The following is a 22,282-nucleotide window of genomic DNA, read 5'->3' as shown; positions in this document are numbered from 1 at the left end:
TTCACTCGCTCAACGGTAAAGGCTGGATATGCAGGAAGACGCCCCAAAAATCGCCAAGGACGCCGCGCCGACCGGCACCCAGACACTGCTTCGCGGCCTGGGTGTGGTTCAGGCCGTGGCCAGTGGCGCCCGCGATCTCAAGGAAATCGCCCGGTTGATCGGTACCACGCGCAGCACTACCCATCGCCTGGCCAGTTGCCTGGTGGACGAGCGGTATCTGCGGGTAGTGCCGCAGGTCGGTTATCTGTTGGGGCCCAAGCTGATCGAACTGGGGTTTCAGGCGCGCGAAGAAGTGCCGCTGGTGACCCTGGCCGGGCCGTACCTGGATGAGTTGTCGGCGTTGACCGGCGACACCATTCACCTGGCTATCCGCGAAGGCGACGAGGTGCTGTACCTGCACAAGAATCCGGGGCGCAACGGTCCGGAGATGCGCTCGCGGGTCGGCCATCGCATGCCCTTGGCGCGCACCGGGATCGGCAAGGCGTTGATGCTCGATGACTCGCCGCAAGAGTGGCAGCGCTTGTACGAAGTCAGCCTGCCGGTGGGTGGGAAAAATCAGTTCTGGCCGCAGCATCCCGAGCAATCCTGGGAGCAGTTCCAGCAGCGCATGATCGAGTACGTGGCCGGCGGTTATGCCTTCGATCTGGAAGACAACGAACCGTCGATCCGCTGTGTGGCGGCACCGATCCGCGATGCCAGCAAACGCATCGTCGCCGCCATCAGCATCGCCAGCACCGTGCCGTACATGCCGCTGGAAAAAATGGCCGAGCTGATTCCCCTGATCAAAGGGGTTACGGCCCGGCTGTCGGCGGAGCTTGGCCTCAAGGTTTAAAGCTTGAGGGTCGCCATGTCGATGACGAAGCGGTACTTCACGTCACCGGCGATCATGCGCGCGTAGGCCTCGTTGATCTGGCGGATGTCGAGCATCTCGATGTCGCAAGTGATGTTGTGCTCGGCGCAGAAATCCAGCACTTCCTGGGTTTCGGCGACACCGCCGATCAAGGATCCGGCCAACACGCGACGGCCCAGCACCAGTTTCGCGGCATGCACCGGCGGATCGATCGGTTCGATCAGGCCCACCAGAATGTGCACGCCGTCGAAGCGCAGGGTGTCAAGGTACGGGTTGAGGTCGTGCTGCACCGGAATGGTGTCCAGCAGGAAGTCGAAATGTCCCGCCGCAGCCTTCATCTGTTCGGCATCGGTGGACACGATCACGTGATCGGCGCCCTGACGACGACCTTCCTCGGCCTTGCTCGCCGAACGGGTGAACAACGTCACTTCGGCGCCCATGGCCTTGGCGAACTTGATGCCCATGTGGCCCAGGCCACCCATGCCGAGAATCCCGACCTTGTCGCCCGCCTTGACGCCGTAATGCTTGAGCGGCGAGTAGGTGGTAATGCCGGCGCAGAGAATCGGTGCGGCGCTGGCCAGGTCGAGTTTTTCCGGAATACGCACCACGAAATGCTCGCTGACCACGATGCTGTCGGAGTAACCCCCCATGGTGTTGCTGCCATCGACGCGGTCGGGGGTGGCGTAGGTCATGGTCGGACCTTCGAGGCAGTATTGCTCCAGGTCGGCCTGGCAAGCTTCGCAATGGCGGCAGGAGTCGACCATGCAGCCGACGCCGACCAGATCGCCGACCTTATGTTTAGTAACGTTCGCACCTATGGCGGTAACTTTTCCGACGATCTCATGGCCAGGCATCAACGGGTAAACGGCGATGCCCCATTCGTTGCGTGCCTGATGGATGTCGGAATGGCACACGCCGCAGTAGAGAATCTCGATCGCGACGTCGTCGGGCCGTGGGCTGCGACGTTGGAATTTCATCGGGGCGAGGGGTGTGGTGGCCGACTGGGCGGCATATCCGATGGCGGTGTACATGGTGAGCCTCGCAAAAGCGTTAACAGGTGAGGCGGCGCATTCTGGGCGCCGGTCCCCCTCGCGGCCATGGCGATTCCTCCGGGTGTCATGCCTATTCCTCCGGCATGCGCCCTTGATCGATCGCATTGGCGATCAGACCTGCGATGATGTTTTCATCCCTTTTTCCGTGACTTTTTTTGTGAAGACCTTCGATGTTGTTGACCCGTCACCTTGATGCCAATGCCACCCTGGTTTCGCTGATCCAGCCGCTATCGACGCGCGACGGATTCGTCCCGACCGCCTTGCCGGGCGTGCAGGTTTTGCGGGCCAGTTGCGATGTGGCCCGTGGGCCGCAAATCTATGAGCCGAGCCTGGTGATCATCGCCCAGGGCAGCAAACTGGCGTACCTGGGGCCGCGCACCCTGGAATATGGAGCCGGGCATTACCTGATCCAGGCGCTGCCGGTGCCGTTCGAGTGCGAAACCTTTGCGGCGCCCGACGGGCCGATGCTCGGGGTCTCGGTTGCGATCGACCGGGTGATGCTGGGCGAGCTGGTATTGGCGATGGGCCTGGCGCCGGGGCGGCATATCCCGGCACAAACACCTGAGTCCATGACCTCGGCCGTGCTCGATGATGCGATGCGCGGTTGTGTCGAGCGGCTGCTGCGTTGCCTGCACGATCCGCTGGAATGCCAGATCATGGGGCAGGCGCGCCTGCGTGAATTGCTGTTTGTCGCACTCCGTGGTCCGCAGGCCGATGTATTGCGGGCGCTGGTTGAGCAGCAGGGGCAGTTCGCCCGGATCGCGGCATCCCTCAGTCATCTGCATGCGCATTACACCGAACCTTTGAACGTCGAGACCCTGGCCAGTTGCGCGAACATGAGTGCGTCGACCTTTCACGAGCATTTCAAGCGCAGCACCTTGTTGTCGCCGGTGCAGTATCTGAAGCGATTGCGTTTGCTCAGGGCGCAGCAGTTGTTGCTGGGCGAGGGGTTGGGCGTGGCGCAGGTGGCGCATCGGGTGGGGTATCAGAGCACGTCGCAGTTCAGTCGCGAGTACAAGCGCTACTTCGAGCGCAACCCCGGGGACGAACGCGCCGCCTGATCCACCGCAAATCCCTTGTAGGAGCCGAGCTTGCTCGCGAAGGCGGTGTGTCATTCAACATTGATCTCGCCTGACACACCGCCTTCGCGAGCAAGCTCGGCTCCTACAGGGGGCCGTGTATGAGCTTGAATTGCAGGCAACAAAAAGGCCCCCGAATTGGGAGCCTTGATGTTCAGCGGTTCGGCTTACATGTTCGGGTAAGTCGGGCCGCCGGCACCTTCCGGTGTCACCCAGGTGATGTTCTGTGCAGGGTCCTTGATGTCGCAGGTCTTGCAGTGAACACAGTTCTGGGCGTTGATCTGGAAGCGCTTCTCGCCGTCTTCCATGGTGACCACTTCATACACGCCGGCCGGGCAGTAGCGCTGGGCAGGTTCGTCGTACAGCGGCAGGTTCTTGCTGATCGGGATGCTCGCGTCGGCCAGTTTCAGGTGGCACGGCTGCTCTTCTTCATGGTTGGTACCGGAGATGAACACCGAGCTCAGTTTGTCGAAGCTGATCTTGCCATCCGGTTTCGGGTAGTCGATCTTCTTGCAGTCGGCCGCCAGTTTCAGGCATGCATAATCCGGCTTGGTGTCGTGCAGGGTGAACGGCAGTTTGCCGCCGAAGATGTTCTGGTCCAGCCAGTTGAAACCGCCGCCGACGATGGCGCCGAACTTGTGGATCGCCGGGCCGAAGTTGCGGCTGGCGAACAGTTCTTCGTACAGCCAGCTGTTCTTGAAGCTTTCGACGTAATTGGTCAGTTCGTCGCCGCCTTCGGACTCGGCGAACAGGCGATCGGCCACGGCGTCAGCCGCCAGCATGCCGGACTTCATCGCGGTGTGACTGCCCTTGATCTTGGCGAAGTTCAGGGTGCCGAGGTCGCAACCGATCAGCGCGCCGCCCTTGAAGACCATCTTCGGCAGCGAGTTCAGGCCGCCTTTGCAGATGGCACGGGCGCCGTAGCTGACGCGCTTGCCGCCTTCCAGGTACTGCTTGAGCACCGGGTGATGCTTGAGGCGCTGGAACTCGTCGAACGGCGACAGGTAGGTGTTGCTGTAGGACAGGTCGACGATCAGGCCTACCACAACCTGGTTGTTTTCCAGGTGGTAGAGGAACGAGCCGCCGGTGTTCTCGGTGCCCATGATGTCCATCGGCCAACCGGCGGTGTGCACCACCAGGCCTGGCTGGTGCTTGGCCGGGTCGACTTCCCAAATCTCTTTCAGGCCGATGCCGTAGTGCTGGGCGTCGGCATCGCTGGCGAGGTTGAAGCGCTTGATCAGTTGCTTGCCGATGTGGCCGCGGCAACCTTCGGCGAACAGCGTGTACTTGCCGCGCAGTTCCATGCCCGGGGTGTACAGGCCTTCCTTCGGGTTGCCTTCGCGGTCAACGCCCAGATCGCCGGTGATGATCCCGCGAACCACGCCGTTCTCGTCGAATAGCGCTTCCTGGGCGGCGAAGCCCGGGTAGATCTCCACGCCCAGGTTCTCGGCCTGCTGGGCCAGCCAGCGGCACAGGTTGCCCAGGGAGATGATGTAGTTGCCTTCGTTGTGCATGGTCTTGGGCACAAAGAAGTCTGGAATTTTTTGCGCGCTTTCGGCGTTTTTCAGCACGAAGATGTCATCGCGGGTGACCGGCGTGTTCAGCGGCGCGCCGAGTTCTTTCCAGTCCGGGAACAGTTCGTTCAGGGCGCGGGGTTCGAACACCGCACCAGACAGGATGTGAGCACCGACTTCGGAGCCTTTTTCGACCACGCAGACGCTGATTTCCTTACCGGCTTCGGCGGCCTTCTGCTTCAATCGGCAGGCAGCGGAAAGACCAGCGGGGCCGGCACCGACGATGACCACGTCGAATTCCATGTATTCGCGTTCCACAGGTTATCTCCTACTCAAGGCTCAACAGTTTTTTTTCTAATATGGAGGTTGGGTGTCGCATCCATGAATCCCTGCGCAACGCCGGGAGCGGACAATCGATTAACCACCTTTCTCTTTGGTGGCGCATTATATCTACACCACTCTCAGCGTCCAATACAAACGTTTGTTTGAAATGGCTCCAAGCCAGAGAAATCAAAGTCACGCGCCTTATGAACGGCCATTTTGGCGTATTGACCGGAATAGGTGTTCCGGTCAAGATACGGGCGGTTTTGCGCTCGCCGTAGGCTGACTGTTGGCTTCAAGAGCACCTCTAAAGACAGGGCGATGGCAGTAGAAGGTGATACGCCGCGCGGGTTTGACGCGCAGTTTACACGTCGCGATATTGAATGACTCGTTAGTCACTCCTGACGAACGGTCATCAGCATCATGAGCGATGGTCACTTGACACGTTTGCCGGCGTTTTTGGAGGTGCCCTTGCGCCCGATGAGCATCAACCGCCAGGTTCGCCTAGGCGACTTTCTTTTCACCGGAGAGTAACGAGGAATCCATGAAGGTTCTTGTAGCTGTCAAACGCGTTGTGGATTACAACGTGAAAGTTCGCGTCAAGGCGGACAATTCCGGCGTCGATCTTGCCAACGTCAAGATGTCGATGAACCCGTTCTGCGAGATCGCCGTGGAAGAAGCCGTACGCCTGAAAGAAAAAGGTGTTGCGACTGAAATCGTCGTCGTCTCCGTGGGCCCGTCCACCGCTCAAGAGCAACTGCGCACCGCGCTGGCTCTGGGTGCCGATCGCGCCATCCTCGTCGAGTCCGCCGAAGACCTGACTTCCCTGGCTGTTGCCAAGCTGCTCAAGGCTGTTGTCGACAAGGAACAGCCTCAGCTGGTGATCCTTGGCAAACAAGCCATCGACAGCGACAACAACCAGACCGGCCAGATGCTGGCGGCACTGAGCGGCTACGGTCAGGGCACGTTCGCCTCGAAAGTCGAAATCAGCGGCGACAGCGTGGCTGTCACCCGTGAAATCGACGGCGGCGCGCAGACAGTTTCCCTGAAACTGCCGGCCATCGTCACCACCGACCTGCGTTTGAACGAGCCGCGCTACGCGTCTCTGCCAAACATCATGAAAGCCAAGAAGAAGCCTCTCGAGACGCTGACTCCGGACGCTTTGGGCGTTTCCACCGCCTCCACCAACAAGACCGTGAAAGTCGAAGCGCCTGCTGCACGCAGCGCGGGTATCAAGGTCAAGTCGGTGGCTGAACTGGTCGAGAAACTGAAAAACGAAGCGAAGGTAATCTAAATGACTATCTTGGTTATTGCTGAACACGACAACAAAGTACTGGCCCCGGCCACGCTGAACACTGTTGCTGCCGCGGCCAAAATCGGCGGCGACATCCACGTGCTGGTTGCAGGCCAGGGCGCTGGCGCCGTGGCTGAAGCCGCTGCGAAAATCGCTGGCGTGAGCAAAGTCCTGAACGCTGACAACGCCGCTTACGCGCATCAGCTGCCGGAAAACGTTGCGCCACTGGTTGCAGAGTTGGGCAAGGGCTACAGTCACATCCTGGCTGCCGCCACTTCCAACGGCAAAAACATCCTGCCGCGCGTTGCCGCTGCACTGGACGTTGACCAGATCTCCGAGATCATCTCGGTCGAAAGCGCTGACACCTTCAAGCGCCCAATCTACGCCGGTAACGCCATCGCTACCGTTCAGTCGAACGCTGCGGTCAAGGTGATCACCGTGCGTGCCACCGGTTTCGATCCGGTTGCCGCTGAAGGTGGTTCGGCTTCGGTTGAATCGGTTGCTGCTGCTCACGACGCTGCGATCTCCAGCTTCGTTGGCGAAGAGCTGGCCAAGTCCGATCGTCCGGAACTGACCGCTGCCAAGATCGTCGTTTCCGGCGGCCGCGGCATGCAGAACGGCGACAACTTCAAGCACCTGTACGCCCTGGCCGACAAGCTGGGCGCTGCCGTGGGTGCTTCGCGCGCCGCGGTCGACGCAGGTTTCGTACCCAACGATATGCAGGTCGGTCAGACCGGCAAGATCGTTGCTCCACAGCTGTACATCGCGGTCGGTATCTCCGGCGCGATCCAGCACCTGGCCGGCATGAAAGACTCCAAGGTGATCGTTGCGATCAACAAGGACGAAGAAGCGCCGATCTTCCAGGTGGCCGATTACGGCCTGGTGGCGGACCTGTTCGAAGCCATCCCTGAGCTGGAGAAGCTGGTCTAATCCGGCGGCTTCACTTATAAAGAGCCCGACCTTCTGGTCGGGCTTTTTTTTGCCTTTCCTGTACCTGTAGGAGCTGGCTTGCCAGCGAAGAGGCCGTCACATTCAACATCATTGTTGTCTGTGACGCCGCCTTCGCTGGCAAGCCAGCTCCTACAGATATAACCGGACATGAGTGGGAGTGTATTGCCATGGATCTGCGCCGCGTGTGTGGGTGGTCATTGTTACTGGGGCTGACGGTATTCCCGGCGCTGTCCAATGCCGTCGGCAAGTGCGAACGCCTTGTGGTCACCGGCAGCCCGGATGCGCCACCGTACCTGTGGCAAGACCCGCAAGATCCCAAGCACCTGATCGGCGCCAGTGCCGATTTGTTGCAGCAGGTAGCGGGGCAGTTGGGCATCAAGGTCCAGTTGCTCTACGCCGGTAAACGCGCACAGGCGCTGGAGGAAGTACGCAGCGGGCGCATGGACATGCTGGCCGATGCCCCGTTGACGGTCAGCGAGCTGGAATCCCTGGACTACATTCATCCAGCGTTGCTGGAGAACGATTACCTGGTGTGGACCCGCAAGGATTCATCGCTGGTCTACAACGCAGTCGCGGACCTGCACGGTCATCCCGGGGCGTTGTCGGAAAAGTCGCGATTAACCGCGCAGTTCGCCACTTTCGCCGAGCAGCAATTGACCCTCGCCCGTACGCCAAACCTGACCCAGGCCTTTCAGAAATTGCTCTTGGGCGAGGTGGAATTCGTCCTGGCAGGGCGTTACTCCGGCATGGCAATGGCGCAGACCCTGGGCATGGCCAATGACCTGGTGCCCCGTACGCAACCGGTCGACAAACCGGGTCTGTTTCTGGCGGTTTCCCACAACTCGGCCTGCAACGATCCGTGGTTGCGCGGACAGTTGGCCAAAAAGATGACAGAATTGCCCGCGTCCGGACTGACGGAGGCCGTGCTGCAACGCAATATCGAGCGTTGGAACGCGCAGCAGAAGCAACCTGTCAGTACCCCAAAACAGTAGGGATTCTTAGTGAGTATTCGACCTCTTTTCGCTGCCCTGGCCGTTCTGGCTCTGGCGGGTTGTGCAGCCGATCCGGCGCCGAATGAACAAATGCGCCTGACCGCACAGGCCGTCGAGCAGGCCAAGGCCGTGGGCGCCACTGCCGACGAAGTGCCGGAAATGAAACTGGCCGAAGACAAGTACAACCGGGCCAAGGGCAGCATGGCTGACCAGTCTTTCCGGAATGCGCGGATGCGTGCCGAGCAGGCCGAGCTGGATGCGCGCCTGGCCGAAGCCCGGGTCTTGACCCTCAAGAGTGAAGAACAGCTGAACGTGCTCAATACCCGCATCGCCCGCCTGCAAAAGCAGTTGGGAGCAGCCCAATGAGCCTCAAGTCCTACGTTTTCGGCGCTTTGATCCTGGCAGCAACCGTGAGCCTTGTCGGCTGCGCCGGCCAGCAAGGCGAAGCGGCGCTGCAACAGGCGGGCGCCGACTTCCAGAAGGTCAAGGAAGACTCCAACGTGCTGCGCATCGCCCCCAAGGACGTGATACGCGCCGGTGAGTCCCTGGCCCGCGCCGACCGTTTGTCCACCTATTGGGGCAGCGGCTCGGATGTGGTGCATTACGCTTACCTGAGCCAGCGCTACAGCGAAATCGCCAGGGAACACACCAATCAGGTGCTCAACGAAGAGCGCGCCGCCAAGCTCGAGCTGGAACGCCAGCGCCTGCAACTGGCCCTGCGCGAATCCAAGTTGCTCAGCGTGCAGCAGCAGGGCAAATGGCTGGAAGAGCAGATCCTTGCCTTGGCTACCACCCAGACCGACCGTGGCCTGGTGATGACCCTGGGGGACGTGCTGTTCGACACCGGCGAAGCAGAGCTGAAAAGCTCGGCCAACCGCGTGGTGCTCAAGATTGTGCAGTTCCTGCAGCTCAACCCCAAGCGCGTGGTGCGCATCGAAGGCTACGCCGACAGTACCGGTGGCAAGCAGGAGAATCTCAAGCTGTCCCGCGACCGGGCGCAATCGGTGGCGGACGTGCTGATGGACCTGGGCATCGACGACAAGCGCATCCGGGTTGAAGGCTATGGCGACGAGTATCCGGTTGACGCGAACGCCTCCGAACGGGGCCGGGCGCAGAACCGTCGGGTGGAAATTGTGTTTTCCGACGAAAAAGGCCAGCTCGGCGCTGCCCGCTAAAGGGTAGCGTCTCTGGAAAGCCCGGCCTGCCAGACAGCGCCGGGTTTTTTTTCGCCTGCCGATTACCGCACAAAACAGTACAGTTTTTGCTGACACTGCACTGTACTGTCGACTATTGTGGCAACTGTCCCAGTACACTTCTAAACTGTTCCGGTATTGTTTCACACAAGAATAAAATGCCCGTGAAATCGAGTGCTGCGTCATGACCAACCTCTTGCTCTACCAACGTATTGCTCAGCAACTGGCCGAAGACATCCGCCGTGGTGTCTATCAACCGGGAGAGCGCGTGCCTTCGGTGCGCAAGATGAGTTCGCAGCTCAATGTCAGCCATGCCACGGTGCTGCAGGCCTATGCCAACCTCGAAGATCAGGGGCTGATCCGCGCGCGGCCGCAGTCCGGTTACTACGTACACCAGACTCCGGCGCTGACCGCGCCGACACCGGACATTGCCCGGGTCGAACGTCCAGGCCTGGTAACGCGCAGCAGCATCATTCAGCAGGTGTTGGTCGAATCCCGCCGCGAAGGCGTTTTTCCGCTGGGCGCCGCGGTGCCCAGCGTCGACTATTTGCCGGTGCGAGCCCTGCATCAGCAATTGGCCAAAGTCACCCGATTCCATAGCCCGCGGGCTTTCAGCTACATGTTCAGCCCCGGTTTCGAACCCCTGCGCCGACAGGTGGCGATCCGCATGCGCGATGCCGGCGTGGTGGTCGACCCTTCGGAAGTGGTGATCACCCACGGCTGCGTCGACGCCTTGCAGATGTCCCTGCGGGTGCTGACCCGGCCCGGTGACCTGATCGCGGCCGAGTCGCCGACCTATTACGGTTTGCTGCAGCTGGCCGATCTCCTGGGCCTCAAGGTCATCGAGATCCCCAGCGACCCGTCCACCGGCATGAGCCTCGAAGCCCTGCAATTGGCGGCCAACCAGTGGTCGATCAAGGCGCTGGTACTGACCACTCGTCTGAGCAACCCGTTAGGCGGCACCATGCCGGAAGAGCGGCAGAAGCAGCTGCTGCGCCTGGCGTCGGACTTTGACATCCAGGTCGTCGAAGACGATATCTACGGCGAGCTGATGTTCGAGCAGGGCCGCACCAAATCGCTCAAGGCCTATGACCGGCTGGACCGGGTGATTTACTGCTCGAGCTTCTCCAAGACCCTGTCGCCGGGGGTACGGATCGGCTGGATGATTGCCGGCAAGTACCAGCAGGAGATCCAGCGCCTGCAAACCTTCAGTACCCATTCGGCCTGCAGCGTCACGCAGATGGGCATTGCCGCCTATCTGGAAAACGGTGGTTACGACCGCCATTTGCGTTACATCCGCCAGGAGTACCGCAAGAACCTCAGCGCCTTCCAGCTGGCGGTGCAGCAGTATTTCCCCGAAGGCACGCAGATGACCCGGCCTACCGGCGGTTTCATTTTGTGGGTGAGCTTGCCGGGGCGGGTCAACACCCAGGAACTGCATGTGCGGGCGTTGCAGCAGGGCATCAGTATTGCGCCGGGGCTGATATTCAGTAACACCGAGCAGTTCAACCACTGCATCCGGCTCAATTGCGGCATCCCGTGGAACCGCGAAGCCGAACGTGCGTTGATGACCCTGGGCATGCTTGCCACCCAGCTCTGCCAGGAGATGGCTGGCGGCTTTTGACCAGGCGGCCTCTGTCCGTGCTTGTCACGGGGCGTGCAACAGGCGAGCATAGGCACCTCTGTCGTTTTCGCCGTTTGCGTCGTTGGGTACATGAAGCCGATTTTTCCTGCCGTCTGGCTGTTGATCTGCCTGTTAGCGAGTGTTCAGCCGGCGTCCGTCAAGGCCGAATCCGTGCAGGAAAAACCCGCCGCCAGCGCTGCCAAGGCAACCCCGAAAAAAACCGCAACGGTCAAAAAGCCCGCTGCGGTAAAGAAGCGCGCACCGATTGCCTCCAAGTCCAAACCGGCCAGCGAAGTGGTGAAAACCCCGGTACCTTCCGCCGACCTGGATTTGAGCCTGCCCAAGGACATGGTCGAAGAGCTGAAACCGGTCGGGACGGTTCCATTGCCCAAGCGTGAGCCGGTATTGCCGCAGATGTTCGGTGACAAAAGCAGCCAGTTCCAGCTCAACGGCAGGCTGATCAACAACGAAATGCAGCTGCAAATGCGTAACGAAGAGCGTCATGAAGTGGAAGGCGCTGCGCTGGAATTCGAATTCAAGCGGTAAATCCCGCCTTTGGCAGACCCGCCGGCCAGACGCTTGGTCGGAGACTGGCCGGTCACGCCCGTTTGCAGGCAAATACCCGGGCAAGGGTAATTTAAAACAACTGTTTTAGCGGTTACTCTGTGCCCCGTCCTTCAACACATTGCTCGTCGCGAGGAGCTTTTCGTCATGAAATGCCGTGAGGGCTGTGGCGCCTGCTGCATTGCCCCTTCCATCAGTTCACCGATTCCCGGTATGCCCCATGGCAAAGCCGCCGGGGAACGTTGCCTGCAATTGTCTGCCGATAACCTGTGCAACATTTTCGGTAAACCCGAGCGCCCGGCGGTGTGTTCGGCCTTCGAGGCTGACATCGAGGTGTGTGGCAATAGCAGCGAAGAGGCTATCCGGTTGATTGGCTGGTGGGAGCAGATGACCGCGGCGTGATGTGTTCGACGAACGGAACTTAAACAATAAGGAATAAGATTATGGGTTCGCTGCATCGTATCGCTGTGTTGTGTGGTTTGACCGCTGTACTGGCCACTTCGGTCGCCCAGGCCGAAGACTGGAAAGTCGCCAAGAACGAAGACGGCATCAAGATCTCCCTGAGTGAAGTGGCCGGCTCCGACTACAAGGCCTATCAGGGCGTCACCCTGATGAAGACCACCGTGGCCAAACTGCGCGCGCTGCAGGAAGACGTGGTCGGCGCCTGCGCCTGGATTCACGAGTGCAAGACCCAGAAGTTGCTCAAGCACGAAGGCGACCAGAGCTGGACCTACACCCAGTTCAATACGCCATGGCCGGTCACGCCGCGTGATTCGGTGCTGCATATCACCACGATCACGGGCGCCGATGGCAGCCTGACGCGCAAGCTCGAGGGCGTGCCGAAATACCTTCCTGAAGAAAAGGGCTTTGTGCGGGTCGCCAAGGTCGATGGTTTCTGGAAGTTCGTCCCCAAGGGCGATCAGGTTGAAGTGACCTACCAGGTGCATACCGAGCCAGGTGGTAGCGTGCCATCGATGGTGGCCAACAAGTTTGTGGTGGATGCGCCGTTCAATACCTTGAAAAACCTGAAGGCTGTGGCCGAGAAATAAAAGCGGGTACCACCCATTCCCCTGTAGACGCGATGCTTGCTCGCGATGGACGTCAACAATAACGCGGGCTGTCTGCATGCCCGTGCCGTCCTGGCGTTTTTCGTCGGAACGCCGCCCGGAGCGAGCATCGCTCCTACACAAACCTTTATTGTGTTTCCGAATATTCGTTGCACAGAATTTTCACAAAGCCTCCAAGACAATTCCCCCCGCGCGGCCATCGACGAACAGTAATCAATGGCAATGCCGCGATTGATCGTGCAACATTTGCGCACCGCGCGAACCCCGGGGCCGAGTACTGGCCAACAGAGGGCAGGGCGCAGCTGTATTTTCGAAACTTAAACTTCCAATGGGTCCTAAAAACGACATGGCAATCCCGGACGCCCTGAGTCAGAAGCGAGCATCGAGTCGCTTGCTGCAACCGACCGTCAAATCGCATCTGGCCTACACACTGTTGTGCGCTCTGGTCATGATGGTGATGTTTTCCGTGCTGCGCCTCGCGCTGCTGGTCTACAACCGCGAAATGATCCTCGACACCCCGGCCGCGACCTTTTTCGAAGCATTCGCCAACGGCTTGCGTTTCGACCTGCGCCTGGTGGTCTACCTGAGCGTTCCGCTGGTGCTGGCGCTGTTCAGTGCCCGAGCCATGGCAGCGCGGGGGATCTTCCGCTTCTGGCTGACAGTCACCTCCAGCATCGCGCTGTTCCTGGGCCTGATGGAGATGGACTTCTACCGTGAATTCCACCAGCGCCTCAACGGCTTGGTCTTCCAGTATGTGAAGGAAGACCCGAAAACCGTGATGAGCATGCTCTGGTACGGTTTTCCGGTGGTTCGCTACCTGCTGTCCTGGGCCCTGGGTACCTGGATCCTGAGCCTCGCGTTCAAGGGCGCCGACCGTGCCACGCGTCCTCGTGGCCCTTTCAGCGGCGGCAGCATCAGCACCCGCCAGGTCGCCCCCTGGTACTCGCGCGCCGTGGTGTTCGTGGTGTGCCTGCTGATCTGCGTGGTCGCGGCCCGCGGTACCTTGCGTCAAGGCCCGCCCATGCGTTGGGGTGATGTCTACACCACCGATTCCAACTTCGCCAACCAACTGGGCCTCAACGGTACCCTGTCCCTGGTGGCTGCGGCGAAGAGCCGGATGTCCGAAGATCGCGATAACATCTGGAAGGCCACGTTGCCTCAACCGATGGCGCAGCAGACCGTGCGCGACATGCTGGTGATGAAGGACGACAAACTGGTGGATGCCGAGACCGCCGCCGTGCGTCGCGACTACACGCCACCCGCCGACAAGACCCTGCCGATCAAGAACGTTGTCGTGATCCTGATGGAAAGCATGGCCGGTCACTCGGTGGGTGCATTGGGCGCACCGGGTAACATCACGCCTTACCTCGACAAACTGTCGAAGGAAGGCCTGCTGTTCGACCGTTTCTTCTCCAACGGTACCCACACCCACCAGGGCATGTTCGCCACCATGGCGTGCTTCCCGAACCTGCCGGGTTTCGAGTACCTGATGCAGACCCCGGAAGGCAGCCACAAACTGTCTGGCCTGCCGCAGTTGCTCAGCGCCCGTGACTACGACGATGTGTATGTCTACAACGGCGATTTCGCCTGGGACAACCAGTCGGGTTTCTTCAGCAACCAGGGCATGACCAATTTCATCGGGCGTAACGACTTCGTTAACCCGGTGTTCTCCGACCCGACCTGGGGTGTGTCCGACCAGGACATGTTCGACCGTGGCCTGGTGGAGCTCAAGGCCCGCGATGGCAAGGACAAGAAACCGTTCTATGCCTTGCTGCAAACCTTGTCCAACCACACGCCTTATGCGTTGCCGACCCCCTTGCCGGTCGAGCCCGTCACCGATCGTGGCAGCCTGAACGAACATTTGACCGCCATGCGCTACGCGGATTGGGCGCTGGGTCAGTTCTTCGAGAAGGCGCGCAATGAGCCTTACTTCAAGGAAACCCTGTTCGTCATCGTCGGCGACCACGGCTTCGGCAACGAACGTCAGATCACCGAAATGGACCTGGGTCGCTTCAACGTGCCGATGCTGATGATCGCACCGGGCATCCAGGAAAAATTCGGCACGCTGGACCACACCGTTGGCACCCAGGTCGACATCGTGCCGACCATCATGGGCCGGATCGGTGGCGAAGTGCGTCATCAGTGCTGGGGCCGTGACTTGCTCAACCTGCCGGAAGGCGATACCGGTTTCGGTGTGATCAAGCCGTCGGGCAGCGAGCAGACCACTGCGATCATCACCGCGGACCAGATCCTGGTTCTGCCCAAGGACAAGGACATGGCACCGAAGATGTACCAGTACGAACTGGGCGCTACGCCTCGTGCCGTGGTCGTTCCTGATGCACCGCGTACCGCCGAGCTTAAAACCAAGCTCGAAGCGTTCCTGCAAACGGCGACCAAGAGCCTGATCGACAACACCGCCGGTGTGGTCGACGGCAAGCCGGATTAAACTGGCAAGACCGAGCAAATAGCGATGCAATAAAAAAGAGGCTCCTTTAGAGCCTCTTTTTTTTACCGGTCAGAACTTCATATCTTGCCGAGCAACAACAGGATCAGTATCACCACCAACACCACGCCGATGATACCGGACGGGCCATAACCCCAACTTCTGGAGTGCGGGAAGACCGGTAGACCACCGATCAGTAACAGGATCAGAATGATCAGGAGAATTGTGCCCATGTCTGTTTCCTTGCTTTAAGTATTCAGGAATGACCTAGCCGTTATCAGTCAGCGGGAATGTCATTTATTCGAGCTGCTTAAAAAATCGGACCGTTACACAGGGCAGAAAATTCCAGGTTTTTTTGCTGTTTTTAGAACTATTGCCTATTCCGTCTGCTGTTGCGTTAGTTGCTTGAGCCGCGCTTGCGGTTTGCTCGGGGCATTCAGCAATCTGATAGAGCGTGGGACGGCCAATATCCTTCGCTACACTCGACGCATCTTCCCCGGAACAACAAGGCTGTTTGCTATGCAAAATCGCATGATGATCACTGGTGCGGGCTCCGGCCTGGGTCGCGAAATCGCGCTGCGCTGGGCGCGCGAGGGCTGGCAGCTGGCCTTGTCGGACGTCAGCGAACCGGGCCTGCAGGAAACCCTCAAGCAGGTGCGCGAAGCCGGTGGTGACGGTTTTATCCAGCGTTGCGATGTGCGTGATTACAGTCAGCTGACCGCGTTTGCCCAGGCCTGCGAATCGAAGTTCGGTGGTATCGACGTCATCGTCAATAACGCGGGCGTGGCCTCGGGCGGGTTTTTCAGCGAACTGTCCCTGGAAGACTGGGACTGGCAGATCGCAATCAACCTCATGGGCGTGGTCAAGGGCTGCAAGGCCTTCCTGCCGTTGCTGGAGAAGAGCAAGGGCAAGATCATCAACATCGCGTCGATGGCGGCATTGATGCAAGGGCCGGCCATGAGCAACTACAACGTGGCCAAGGCCGGCGTGGTGGCGTTGTCCGAAAGCCTGCTGATCGAACTGGCGCATCAGGAAGTCGGCGTGCATGTGGTGTGCCCGTCGTTTTTCCAGACCAATCTGCTGGACTCCTTCCGCGGCCCGACGCCAGCCATGAAAGCCCAGGTTGGCAAGTTGCTGGAAAGCTCGCCCATCAGTGCCGCCGATATCGCCGACTATATCTACCAGCAGGTCGCCGCCGGCGAGTTCATGATCCTGCCCCACGAACAGGGCCGCCAGGCCTGGGCGCTCAAGCAGAAGAACCCGCAACTGCTCTACAACGAAATGACCCTGATGGCCGACAAGATGCGCGCCAAGGCCAGGCAATCGGCAAGCTGAACTTGCCCCCACGGAACAGCCTCGTTAGGGTGGCCGCCATCGGCCATCCTCGCGAGACGTTCGCATGCTCAATTACCTGTGGTTTTTCCTCGCCGCGTTGTTCGAAATCGCCGGTTGCTTCGCCTTCTGGATGTGGTTGCGCCAGGGTAAAAGTGCCTGGTGGGTGGTGCCGGCGTTACTCAGCCTGACGTTGTTCGCGTTGTTGCTGACGCGCATAGAGGCGACTTACGCAGGCCGTGCCTATGCCGCTTATGGCGGTATCTACATCATTGCTTCGATTGGCTGGCTGGCGGTGGTCGAGCGGATTCGGCCACTGGGCTCCGACTGGCTGGGCGTTGCGCTGTGTGTGATCGGGGCCAGCGTTATCCTGTTCGGCCCGCGCTTCTCGGCTTCCTGACGAATCGGCCCTCGATTGAGGCGCGTGTCAGGCATTTCCTTCAGCAAGGCAACCCAATGGTTGTAGGTTCGGTCTGGATTGCCCTGGCTGTCTTGTAGGCCCGCCGTGCAGCGGGCATCTTCAAGGCCCGGTAACCCTGAAGGACCAAAGCCATGCTTGTACTGAGTCGCGTAGTCGGCGAATTGATTTCCATCGGCGACACCATTTCGGTGCGCATCATTGCCGTCAATGGCGGTAACGTGCGCTTCGGCATCGAAGCCCCGAACCATGTCAACGTGCACCGCAGCGAGATCTACGAGCGAATCCAGCGCAAGCAGGCGCGAAACAAAAAATCAGTCGAATAGATGCTTGGGCACGTCATGCTTGAGCATCAACTGGCATTGCTCGCTCTCCGGATCGAAGACAATCAGGGCCTGGCCCTTGATCAATGCCTGGCGAACACGCAATACGCGGGTCTCCAGCGGCGTGTCATCGCCATTGTCGGTACCGTCGCGGGTCACGAAATCTTCGATCAGGCGGGTCAGGGTATCGACTTCAAGTTGGTCGTGGGGAATCAGCATAGGCACCTCGGCTAAACAATGGCGCGATGCTACGGTGAATCACGGGTCGGGGCTAGCCTGGGTCCTGCGTTGTCGGGTCTGACGCCATCGCCAGCAGGCTGGCTCCCACAGGATCTTGTGGGAGCCAGCCTGCTGGCGATGGCGATTGATCGGGCAATGTGGATGTCAGGCTCAGTTGTCCGAACGCTGCCCCACCAGGCTATCCACCGACGGCACCCGCGTATCGCTTTCCATCTGCGTCTCGTGTTCGATCTGGTGACTGAACCGGTCCAGCGAGCCGGTGGCCGGTTGCGCGTCGCTGGCGAACACCGGCGGGCTGAGGATGTAGGCGCCGAGCAGGCGGCTGAGGGCGGCGAGACTGTCGATGTGGGTGCGTTCGTAGCCGTGGGTGGCGTCGCAGCCAAAGGCGAGCAGGGCGGTGCGGATGTCATGGCCGGCGGTGACGGCCGAGTGCGCGTCGCTGAAGTAGTAGCGGAACAGGTCGCGGCGCACCGGCAACTCGTTGTCACTGGCCAGGCGCAACAGGTGCCGCGACAGGTGATAGTCGTACGGCCCGCCGGAATCCTGCATTGCAATGCTCACTGCGTGCTCGCTGGAGTGCTGGCCGGGCGCGACGGGCGCAATGTCGATGCCGACGAACTCACTGACGTCCCAGGGCAACGCCGCCGCAGCGCCACTGCCGGTTTCCTCAGTGATGGTGAACAGCGGATGACAATCGATCGCCAACTCTTCGCCGCTGTCGACGATCGCTTTCAACGCTGCAAGCAACGCCGCGACGCCGGCCTTGTCGTCCAGGTGACGGGCGCTGATGTGGCCACTTTCGGTGAACTCCGGCAACGGGTCGAAGGCGACGAAATCGCCGACGCTGATGCCCAGGGAATCGCAATCGGCGCGGGTGGTGCAATAGGCGTCCAGGCGCAACTCGATGTGATCCCAGCTGATCGGCATTTCATCCACGGCGGTGTTGAACGCGTGCCCGGAAGCCATCAAGGGCAGCACACTGCCGCGAATCACGCCGTTGTCGGTAAACAGGCTGACGCGGCTGCCCTCGGCAAAGCGGCTGGACCAGCAACCCACGGGGGCCAGCGTCAGGCGGCCGTTGTCCTTGATGGCGCGCACGGCGGCGCCAATGGTGTCCAGGTGCGCGGAAACCGCACGGTCCGGGCTGTTTTTTTTGCCCTTGAGGGTGGCGCGGATGGTGCCGCGACGGGTCATCTCGAAGGGAATGCCCAGCTCTTCCAACCGTTCGGCGACGTAACGCACGATGGTATCGGTGAAGCCGGTGGGGCTGGGAATGGCGAGCATTTCCAGAAGGACTTTTTGCAGATAGGTCAGGTCCGGTTCCGGGTATTGGCGGGTCATGGAAACTCCTGATGAGGTTGGGGATCGTTTTCGCGCGCAGCAAAGGAATGAATCAACGGACGCTCTGCGTTCGGCTCTTGAGGGACGCGGAGCGTCCCGGGCTGCATTCCCACGCAGAGCGTGGGAACGATCGGGCGCTACACGGCCGGCTGACTGTGCGGAAACAACAGATCCACAAACCGCTCGGCCGTTGGCTGTGGCTCATGGTTGGCCAGTCCGGCGCGCTCGTTGGCTTCGATAAACACGTACTGCGGCTGATCGGCGGCAGTCACCATCAGGTCGAGGCCGACCACGGGAATATCGAGCGCCCGCGCCGCGCGCACCGCGGCGTCCACCAGCGTGGGGTGCAGGATCGCAGTGACGTCTTCGAGAATCCCGCCGGTATGAAGATTCGCCGTACGCCGCACGAACAGATGCTCGCCCGCTGGCAGTATGCTGTTGTAGTCGTAACCCGCGGCCTGCACGGTGCGCTCGGTCTCAGGGTCGAGCGGGATTTTGCTTTCGCCGCCTGTAGCCGCCTGGCGCCGTCGGCTCTGGGCTTCGATCAGCGCGCCGATGGAGTGCTGGCCATCGCCCACCACCTCGGCCGGCCGACGAATCGCCGCGGCAACCACTTCAAAACCGATCACCAGGATCCGCAGGTCGAGACCCTCGTGGTAGCTTTCCAGCAGCACGCGACTGTCGAACTGGCGGGCCGCCTCGATGGCGTTCTGGAGCTCTTCGATGGTCTGTAGATCGACCGCCACCCCTTGCCCCTGTTCCCCGTCCAGCGGCTTGACCACCAGCCGCTGGTGTTCGTCGAGAAACGCCAGGTTGTCATCGGCGTTACCCGCCAGTTGTTGCGCGGGCAGGTTCAGGCCGGCGGCCGTGAGCACTTTATGGGTCAGGCTTTTGTCCTGGCACAGGCTCATGCTGATGGCGCTGGTGAGGTCAGTCAGCGACTCACGGCAACGTACTCGCCGTCCGCCGTGGCTGAGGGTAAACATCCCGGCCTCGGCATCATCGACTTGCACATCGATGCCGCGGCGATGGGCTTCCTCGACGATGATCCGCGCGTACGGATTGAACGCCGCTTCAGGGCCTGGGCCAAGAAACAGCGACTGGTTGATGCCGTTCTTGCGCTTGATGGCGAAGGTCGAGAGATTGCGAAAACCGAGCTTGGCGTAAAGATTCTTCGCCTGGCGATTGTCGTGCAGCACGGACAAGTCCAGGTAACTCAGCCCACGGCTCATGAAGTGTTCGATCAGGTGCCGAACCAATACTTCACCCACGCCGGGCCGCGAACAGCGCGGATCGACCGCCAGGCACCACAGGCTGCTGCCGTGTTCCGGATCGTTGAAGGCCTTTTGATGATTGAGGCCCATGACGCTGCCGATGACCGCGCCGCTGTCCTCGTCCTCGGCCAGCCAGTACACCGGGCCGCCCAGATGACGCGGGGTCAGCAAACGGGCGTCGATCGGCAACATGCCGCGCGCCTGATACAACTGATTGATCGCCTGCCAGTCGGCATCGCCTTGCGCGCGACGAATGCGAAAACCGCGAAACACACGGGTCGCCTGCCGGTAATCGCTGAACCACAACCGCAAGGTGTCGGAGGGGTCGAGAAACAATTGGGCCGGCTCCAGCCCCAGCACTTGCTGGGGCGCGGCAACATAGAGGGCGATGTCGCGCTCGCCCGGTTGCTCATTGAGCAACTCTTGGGCGAGGCTCACCGGGTCGGGGAACGTATGGCCGATCAACAGCCGGCCCCAGCCGCAATGCACGGCAATCGGCGCGCCGGCGAGTTCGCTGCCGTCTTCGGCCAGACGCGCCTGCAAGCGTTCGTAGGAGGGCGCCTGCCCCCGCAACAGGCGTTGGCTGTACGCCGTGGCTTGAGGTTTCATTGATCAGATTCCTTGTTCACTGAGCCACAGGTTCAGCGCCGCCAGTTGCCACAACTTGGAGCCGCGCAACGGCGTCAACTGGCCTTGTGGATCGGTCAGCAAGCGATCGAGCATCGCCGGGTTGAACAGGCCACGATCCTGGCTCGGATCGAGCAGCAATTCGCGCACCCAGTTCAGCGTGTCGCCCTGCAAATGCTTGAGGCCCGGCACCGGGAAGTAGCCTTTCTTGCGGTCAATGACTTCGCTCGGAATCACCAGGCGCGCCGCTTCCTTGAGCACTTGCTTGCCACCGTCAGGTAGTTTGAATTTGCCCGGCACCCGGGCTGACAATTCCACCAGGCGATAGTCAAGAAACGGCGTGCGCGCTTCCAGGCCCCAGGCCATGGTCATGTTGTCGACGCGTTTGACCGGGTCGTCCACCAGCATCACCGTGCTGTCCAGGCGCAGGGCCTTGTCCACCGCCGCATCGGCACCGGGCTGTGCGAAATGTTCCTTCACGAAGTCGCCAGCGGCATCATTCGGGGTCAGCCATTTCGGCTGTACGGTGGCGGTGTAATCCTCGTAGCTGCGGTCGAAAAACGCTTCGCGATAAGCCGCGTAGGGATCGTCTGCGCCATCGACCTGCGGATACCAGTGATACCCGGCGAACAATTCGTCCGCACCCTGGCCGCTTTGCACCACTTTGCAATGCTTGGCCACTTCACGGGACAACAGATAGAAAGCGATGCAGTCATGACTGACCATCGGCTCGCTCATCGCGCGGAAGGCGGCGGGCAGTTGTTCGATGATCTCTTTTTCGTCGATGCGCAGTTGGTGGTGCTGGGTGCCGTAGTGCCTGGCAATGAGATCCGAATACTGAAACTCGTCACCGCGCTCGCCGCCGGCATCCTGGAAGCCGATGGAGAAGGTCGAGAGGTTTTCCACGCCGACCTCACGCAACAGACCGACCAGCATGCTCGAATCGACACCGCCCGACAGCAGCACGCCAACGTCCACCGCCGCCCGTTGACGAATCGCCACCGCCTCGCGGGTGCTGTCGAGGACGCGGTCGCGCCAGTCTTCGAGGGTCAGATTCTTCTCATCCTCGTGTGGGCCGTAGGGCAGGGTCCACCAGGTTTTCTGCTCGGTACGGCCATCCGCTTCAACGCGCATCCAGGTCGCCGGTGGCAGTTTTTCGATGCCGGCCAGCAGGGTGCGTGGCGCCGGGACCACGGCATGGAAATTCAGATAATGATTCAAGGCCACCGGATCGAGGATCGGGTTGATGTCGCCGCCCTTGAGCAACGCTGGCAACGCCGAGGCAAAGCGCAGGCGCTGGCCGGTGCGCGACAGGTACAGCGGTTTCACGCCGAGACGGTCACGGGCGATGAACAGGCGCTTGGCATCGCGCTCCCAGATGGCGAAGGCAAACATGCCGTTGAGCTTGGGCAGCAGGGCTTCGCCCCAGGCGTGGTAGCCCTTGAGCAGCACTTCGGTGTCGCCGCCGGAATAGAAGGCATAACCGAGGTTTTCGAGTTCGCTGCGCAGTTCCGGGAAGTTGTAGATCGCGCCGTTGAAGGCTAGGGACAGGCCCAGTTGCTGGTCAATCATAGGCTGCGCCGAGCCGTCCGACAGGTCCATGATTTTCAGGCGGCGATGGCCCAGGGCAATCGGCCCCTGGCTCAGAAAACCCCAGGCGTCGGGGCCGCGAGGTGCCAGGTGATGGGTGATTCGCTCAATGGCTGCAAGGTCTGCAGGTTGATTGTCAAAGCGTAACTCGCCAGCTAATCCGCACATAAGTTCCTTACCGGTTTTTCCGTTG

At 60.6% G+C, this 22,282-nt stretch carries 22 protein-coding genes; 15 read left to right on the top strand and 7 right to left on the bottom strand.

Features of this window, described 5'->3' with window-relative positions:
* Window positions 1-28: 28 nt before the first annotated feature.
* Window positions 29-832: an IclR family transcriptional regulator gene (locus HFK74_RS05495; protein ID WP_180202664.1), complete on the top strand. Its 804-nt coding sequence runs from the start codon at window positions 29-31 to the stop codon at window positions 830-832.
* On the opposite strand, the gene HFK74_RS05490 is transcribed toward HFK74_RS05495, so the two are convergent.
* On the bottom strand, window positions 829-1,881 hold the full coding sequence (locus HFK74_RS05490; protein WP_180202663.1) for an NAD(P)-dependent alcohol dehydrogenase: 1,053 nt from the start codon (window positions 1,879-1,881) through the stop codon (window positions 829-831). The two genes, HFK74_RS05495 and HFK74_RS05490, sit on opposite strands and share 4 nt — an antisense overlap.
* 191 nt (window positions 1,882-2,072) lie before the next feature.
* Between HFK74_RS05490 and HFK74_RS05485 the strand changes: the two genes are divergently transcribed.
* Window positions 2,073-2,963: an AraC family transcriptional regulator gene (locus HFK74_RS05485; RefSeq protein ID WP_180202662.1), complete on the top strand. Its 891-nt coding sequence runs from the start codon at window positions 2,073-2,075 to the stop codon at window positions 2,961-2,963.
* Window positions 2,964-3,148: 185 nt separating this feature from the next.
* Here HFK74_RS05485 and HFK74_RS05480 read toward each other — a convergent pair whose 3' ends face one another.
* Window positions 3,149-4,813, bottom strand: a complete 1,665-nt coding sequence (locus tag HFK74_RS05480) for an electron transfer flavoprotein-ubiquinone oxidoreductase (RefSeq protein WP_180202661.1) — start codon at window positions 4,811-4,813, stop codon at window positions 3,149-3,151.
* Between the two features lie 547 nt (window positions 4,814-5,360).
* On the opposite strand from HFK74_RS05480, the gene HFK74_RS05475 reads away from it, so the two are divergent.
* The 10 genes from HFK74_RS05475 (at window position 5,361) to HFK74_RS05430 (ending at window position 14,947) form a co-directional block, all read left to right on the top strand.
* Window positions 5,361-6,110 (top strand): electron transfer flavoprotein subunit beta/FixA family protein, encoded by a 750-nt coding sequence (locus tag HFK74_RS05475; RefSeq protein ID WP_008017740.1) that lies wholly within the window; start codon window positions 5,361-5,363, stop codon window positions 6,108-6,110.
* Complete coding sequence (locus tag HFK74_RS05470) at window positions 6,111-7,040, top strand: electron transfer flavoprotein subunit alpha/FixB family protein (RefSeq protein ID WP_096512851.1); 930 nt, start codon at window positions 6,111-6,113, stop codon at window positions 7,038-7,040.
* A 188-nt stretch (window positions 7,041-7,228) separates the two neighbouring features.
* Window positions 7,229-8,053 carry an ABC transporter substrate-binding protein gene (locus HFK74_RS05465; RefSeq protein WP_180202660.1) on the top strand — a complete coding sequence of 275 codons (825 nt, stop codon included), beginning with the start codon at window positions 7,229-7,231 and terminating at the stop codon, window positions 8,051-8,053.
* 9 nt (window positions 8,054-8,062) lie between these two features.
* A complete protein-coding gene (locus HFK74_RS05460; protein ID WP_180202659.1) occupies window positions 8,063-8,419 on the top strand; it encodes a DUF4398 domain-containing protein in 357 nt (118 codons plus the stop codon).
* Window positions 8,416-9,228, top strand: a complete 813-nt coding sequence (locus tag HFK74_RS05455; protein ID WP_180202658.1) for an OmpA family protein — start codon at window positions 8,416-8,418, stop codon at window positions 9,226-9,228. The genes HFK74_RS05460 and HFK74_RS05455 overlap by 4 nt, the downstream gene beginning before the upstream one ends.
* Window positions 9,229-9,430: 202 nt before the next feature.
* Window positions 9,431-10,870: a PLP-dependent aminotransferase family protein gene (locus HFK74_RS05450; protein WP_008060827.1), complete on the top strand. Its 1,440-nt coding sequence runs from the start codon at window positions 9,431-9,433 to the stop codon at window positions 10,868-10,870.
* Window positions 10,871-10,960: 90 nt separating this feature from the next.
* A complete protein-coding gene (locus HFK74_RS05445; RefSeq protein WP_180202657.1) occupies window positions 10,961-11,416 on the top strand; it encodes a translation initiation factor 2 in 456 nt (151 codons plus the stop codon).
* Between the two features lie 165 nt (window positions 11,417-11,581).
* The gene (locus tag HFK74_RS05440; RefSeq protein ID WP_180202656.1) at window positions 11,582-11,836 is read left to right on the top strand and encodes a YkgJ family cysteine cluster protein; all 255 of its coding nucleotides are present in this window, start codon (window positions 11,582-11,584) and stop codon (window positions 11,834-11,836) included.
* Between the two features lie 41 nt (window positions 11,837-11,877).
* Complete coding sequence (locus HFK74_RS05435) at window positions 11,878-12,483, top strand: START domain-containing protein (protein WP_180202655.1); 606 nt, start codon at window positions 11,878-11,880, stop codon at window positions 12,481-12,483.
* 364 nt (window positions 12,484-12,847) lie between these two features.
* A complete protein-coding gene (locus tag HFK74_RS05430) occupies window positions 12,848-14,947 on the top strand; it encodes an LTA synthase family protein (protein WP_180202771.1) in 2,100 nt (699 codons plus the stop codon).
* 77 nt (window positions 14,948-15,024) lie between these two features.
* Here HFK74_RS05430 and HFK74_RS05425 read toward each other — a convergent pair whose 3' ends face one another.
* The gene (locus tag HFK74_RS05425) at window positions 15,025-15,177 is read right to left on the bottom strand and encodes a DUF3309 family protein (RefSeq protein WP_008060837.1); all 153 of its coding nucleotides are present in this window, start codon (window positions 15,175-15,177) and stop codon (window positions 15,025-15,027) included.
* Between the two features lie 286 nt (window positions 15,178-15,463).
* On the opposite strand from HFK74_RS05425, the gene HFK74_RS05420 reads away from it, so the two are divergent.
* The 3 genes from HFK74_RS05420 to csrA all read left to right on the top strand — a co-directional run bounded on the left by HFK74_RS05420 (window position 15,464) and on the right by csrA (window position 17,020).
* The gene (locus HFK74_RS05420; protein ID WP_008060839.1) at window positions 15,464-16,279 is read left to right on the top strand and encodes an SDR family oxidoreductase; all 816 of its coding nucleotides are present in this window, start codon (window positions 15,464-15,466) and stop codon (window positions 16,277-16,279) included.
* Between the two features lie 64 nt (window positions 16,280-16,343).
* Window positions 16,344-16,676, top strand: coding sequence for a YnfA family protein (locus HFK74_RS05415; RefSeq protein ID WP_074878904.1), 333 nt, complete (start codon window positions 16,344-16,346; stop codon window positions 16,674-16,676).
* A gap of 152 nt (window positions 16,677-16,828) precedes the next feature.
* Window positions 16,829-17,020, top strand: coding sequence for a carbon storage regulator CsrA (gene csrA, locus HFK74_RS05410; protein ID WP_180202654.1), 192 nt, complete (start codon window positions 16,829-16,831; stop codon window positions 17,018-17,020).
* Here csrA and HFK74_RS05405 read toward each other — a convergent pair.
* From HFK74_RS05405 to HFK74_RS05390, 4 genes are all read right to left on the bottom strand, one after another.
* Window positions 17,009-17,236: a YheU family protein gene (locus tag HFK74_RS05405; RefSeq protein ID WP_008060849.1), complete on the bottom strand. Its 228-nt coding sequence runs from the start codon at window positions 17,234-17,236 to the stop codon at window positions 17,009-17,011. The genes csrA and HFK74_RS05405 overlap by 12 nt on opposite strands.
* A gap of 171 nt (window positions 17,237-17,407) precedes the next feature.
* On the bottom strand, window positions 17,408-18,598 hold the full coding sequence (locus HFK74_RS05400; RefSeq protein WP_180202653.1) for an osmoprotectant NAGGN system M42 family peptidase: 1,191 nt from the start codon (window positions 18,596-18,598) through the stop codon (window positions 17,408-17,410).
* A 137-nt stretch (window positions 18,599-18,735) separates the two neighbouring features.
* A complete protein-coding gene (ngg, locus tag HFK74_RS05395) occupies window positions 18,736-20,481 on the bottom strand; it encodes an N-acetylglutaminylglutamine synthetase (protein WP_180202652.1) in 1,746 nt (581 codons plus the stop codon).
* A gap of 3 nt (window positions 20,482-20,484) precedes the next feature.
* Window positions 20,485-22,257 carry an N-acetylglutaminylglutamine amidotransferase gene (locus HFK74_RS05390; protein WP_180202651.1) on the bottom strand — a complete coding sequence of 591 codons (1,773 nt, stop codon included), beginning with the start codon at window positions 22,255-22,257 and terminating at the stop codon, window positions 20,485-20,487.
* Window positions 22,258-22,282: the final 25 nt, after the last annotated feature.

This window comes from Pseudomonas sp. SbOxS1, assembly GCF_013416725.1.
GTDB lineage: Bacteria > Pseudomonadota > Gammaproteobacteria > Pseudomonadales > Pseudomonadaceae > Aquipseudomonas.
This window is presented reverse-complemented; position numbering and strand designations above follow the sequence as displayed.

Bases quoted from the DNA above. Each gene is read 5' to 3' on its own strand.
- HFK74_RS05430 (WP_180202771.1), top strand. From the start codon at position 12,848: ATGGCAATCCCGGACGCCCTGAGTCAGAAGCGAGCATCGAGTCGCTTG.
- HFK74_RS05425 (WP_008060837.1), bottom strand. From the start codon at position 15,177: ATGGGCACAATTCTCCTGATCATTCTGATCCTGTTACTGATCGGTGGT.
- csrA (WP_180202654.1), top strand. From the start codon at position 16,829: ATGCTTGTACTGAGTCGCGTAGTCGGCGAATTGATTTCCATCGGCGAC.
- HFK74_RS05465 (WP_180202660.1), top strand. From the start codon at position 7,229: ATGGATCTGCGCCGCGTGTGTGGGTGGTCATTGTTACTGGGGCTGACG.
- ngg (WP_180202652.1), bottom strand. From the start codon at position 20,481: ATGAAACCTCAAGCCACGGCGTACAGCCAACGCCTGTTGCGGGGGCAG.
- HFK74_RS05400 (WP_180202653.1), bottom strand. From the start codon at position 18,598: ATGACCCGCCAATACCCGGAACCGGACCTGACCTATCTGCAAAAAGTC.
- HFK74_RS05470 (WP_096512851.1), top strand. From the start codon at position 6,111: ATGACTATCTTGGTTATTGCTGAACACGACAACAAAGTACTGGCCCCG.
- HFK74_RS05485 (WP_180202662.1), top strand. From the start codon at position 2,073: ATGTTGTTGACCCGTCACCTTGATGCCAATGCCACCCTGGTTTCGCTG.
- HFK74_RS05490 (WP_180202663.1), bottom strand. From the start codon at position 1,881: ATGTACACCGCCATCGGATATGCCGCCCAGTCGGCCACCACACCCCTC.
- HFK74_RS05475 (WP_008017740.1), top strand. From the start codon at position 5,361: ATGAAGGTTCTTGTAGCTGTCAAACGCGTTGTGGATTACAACGTGAAA.
- HFK74_RS05420 (WP_008060839.1), top strand. From the start codon at position 15,464: ATGCAAAATCGCATGATGATCACTGGTGCGGGCTCCGGCCTGGGTCGC.
- HFK74_RS05405 (WP_008060849.1), bottom strand. From the start codon at position 17,236: ATGCTGATTCCCCACGACCAACTTGAAGTCGATACCCTGACCCGCCTG.
- HFK74_RS05435 (WP_180202655.1), top strand. From the start codon at position 11,878: ATGGGTTCGCTGCATCGTATCGCTGTGTTGTGTGGTTTGACCGCTGTA.
- HFK74_RS05415 (WP_074878904.1), top strand. From the start codon at position 16,344: ATGCTCAATTACCTGTGGTTTTTCCTCGCCGCGTTGTTCGAAATCGCC.
- HFK74_RS05455 (WP_180202658.1), top strand. From the start codon at position 8,416: ATGAGCCTCAAGTCCTACGTTTTCGGCGCTTTGATCCTGGCAGCAACC.
- HFK74_RS05390 (WP_180202651.1), bottom strand. From the start codon at position 22,257: ATGTGCGGATTAGCTGGCGAGTTACGCTTTGACAATCAACCTGCAGAC.
- HFK74_RS05495 (WP_180202664.1), top strand. From the start codon at position 29: ATGCAGGAAGACGCCCCAAAAATCGCCAAGGACGCCGCGCCGACCGGC.
- HFK74_RS05440 (WP_180202656.1), top strand. From the start codon at position 11,582: ATGAAATGCCGTGAGGGCTGTGGCGCCTGCTGCATTGCCCCTTCCATC.
- HFK74_RS05450 (WP_008060827.1), top strand. From the start codon at position 9,431: ATGACCAACCTCTTGCTCTACCAACGTATTGCTCAGCAACTGGCCGAA.
- HFK74_RS05445 (WP_180202657.1), top strand. From the start codon at position 10,961: ATGAAGCCGATTTTTCCTGCCGTCTGGCTGTTGATCTGCCTGTTAGCG.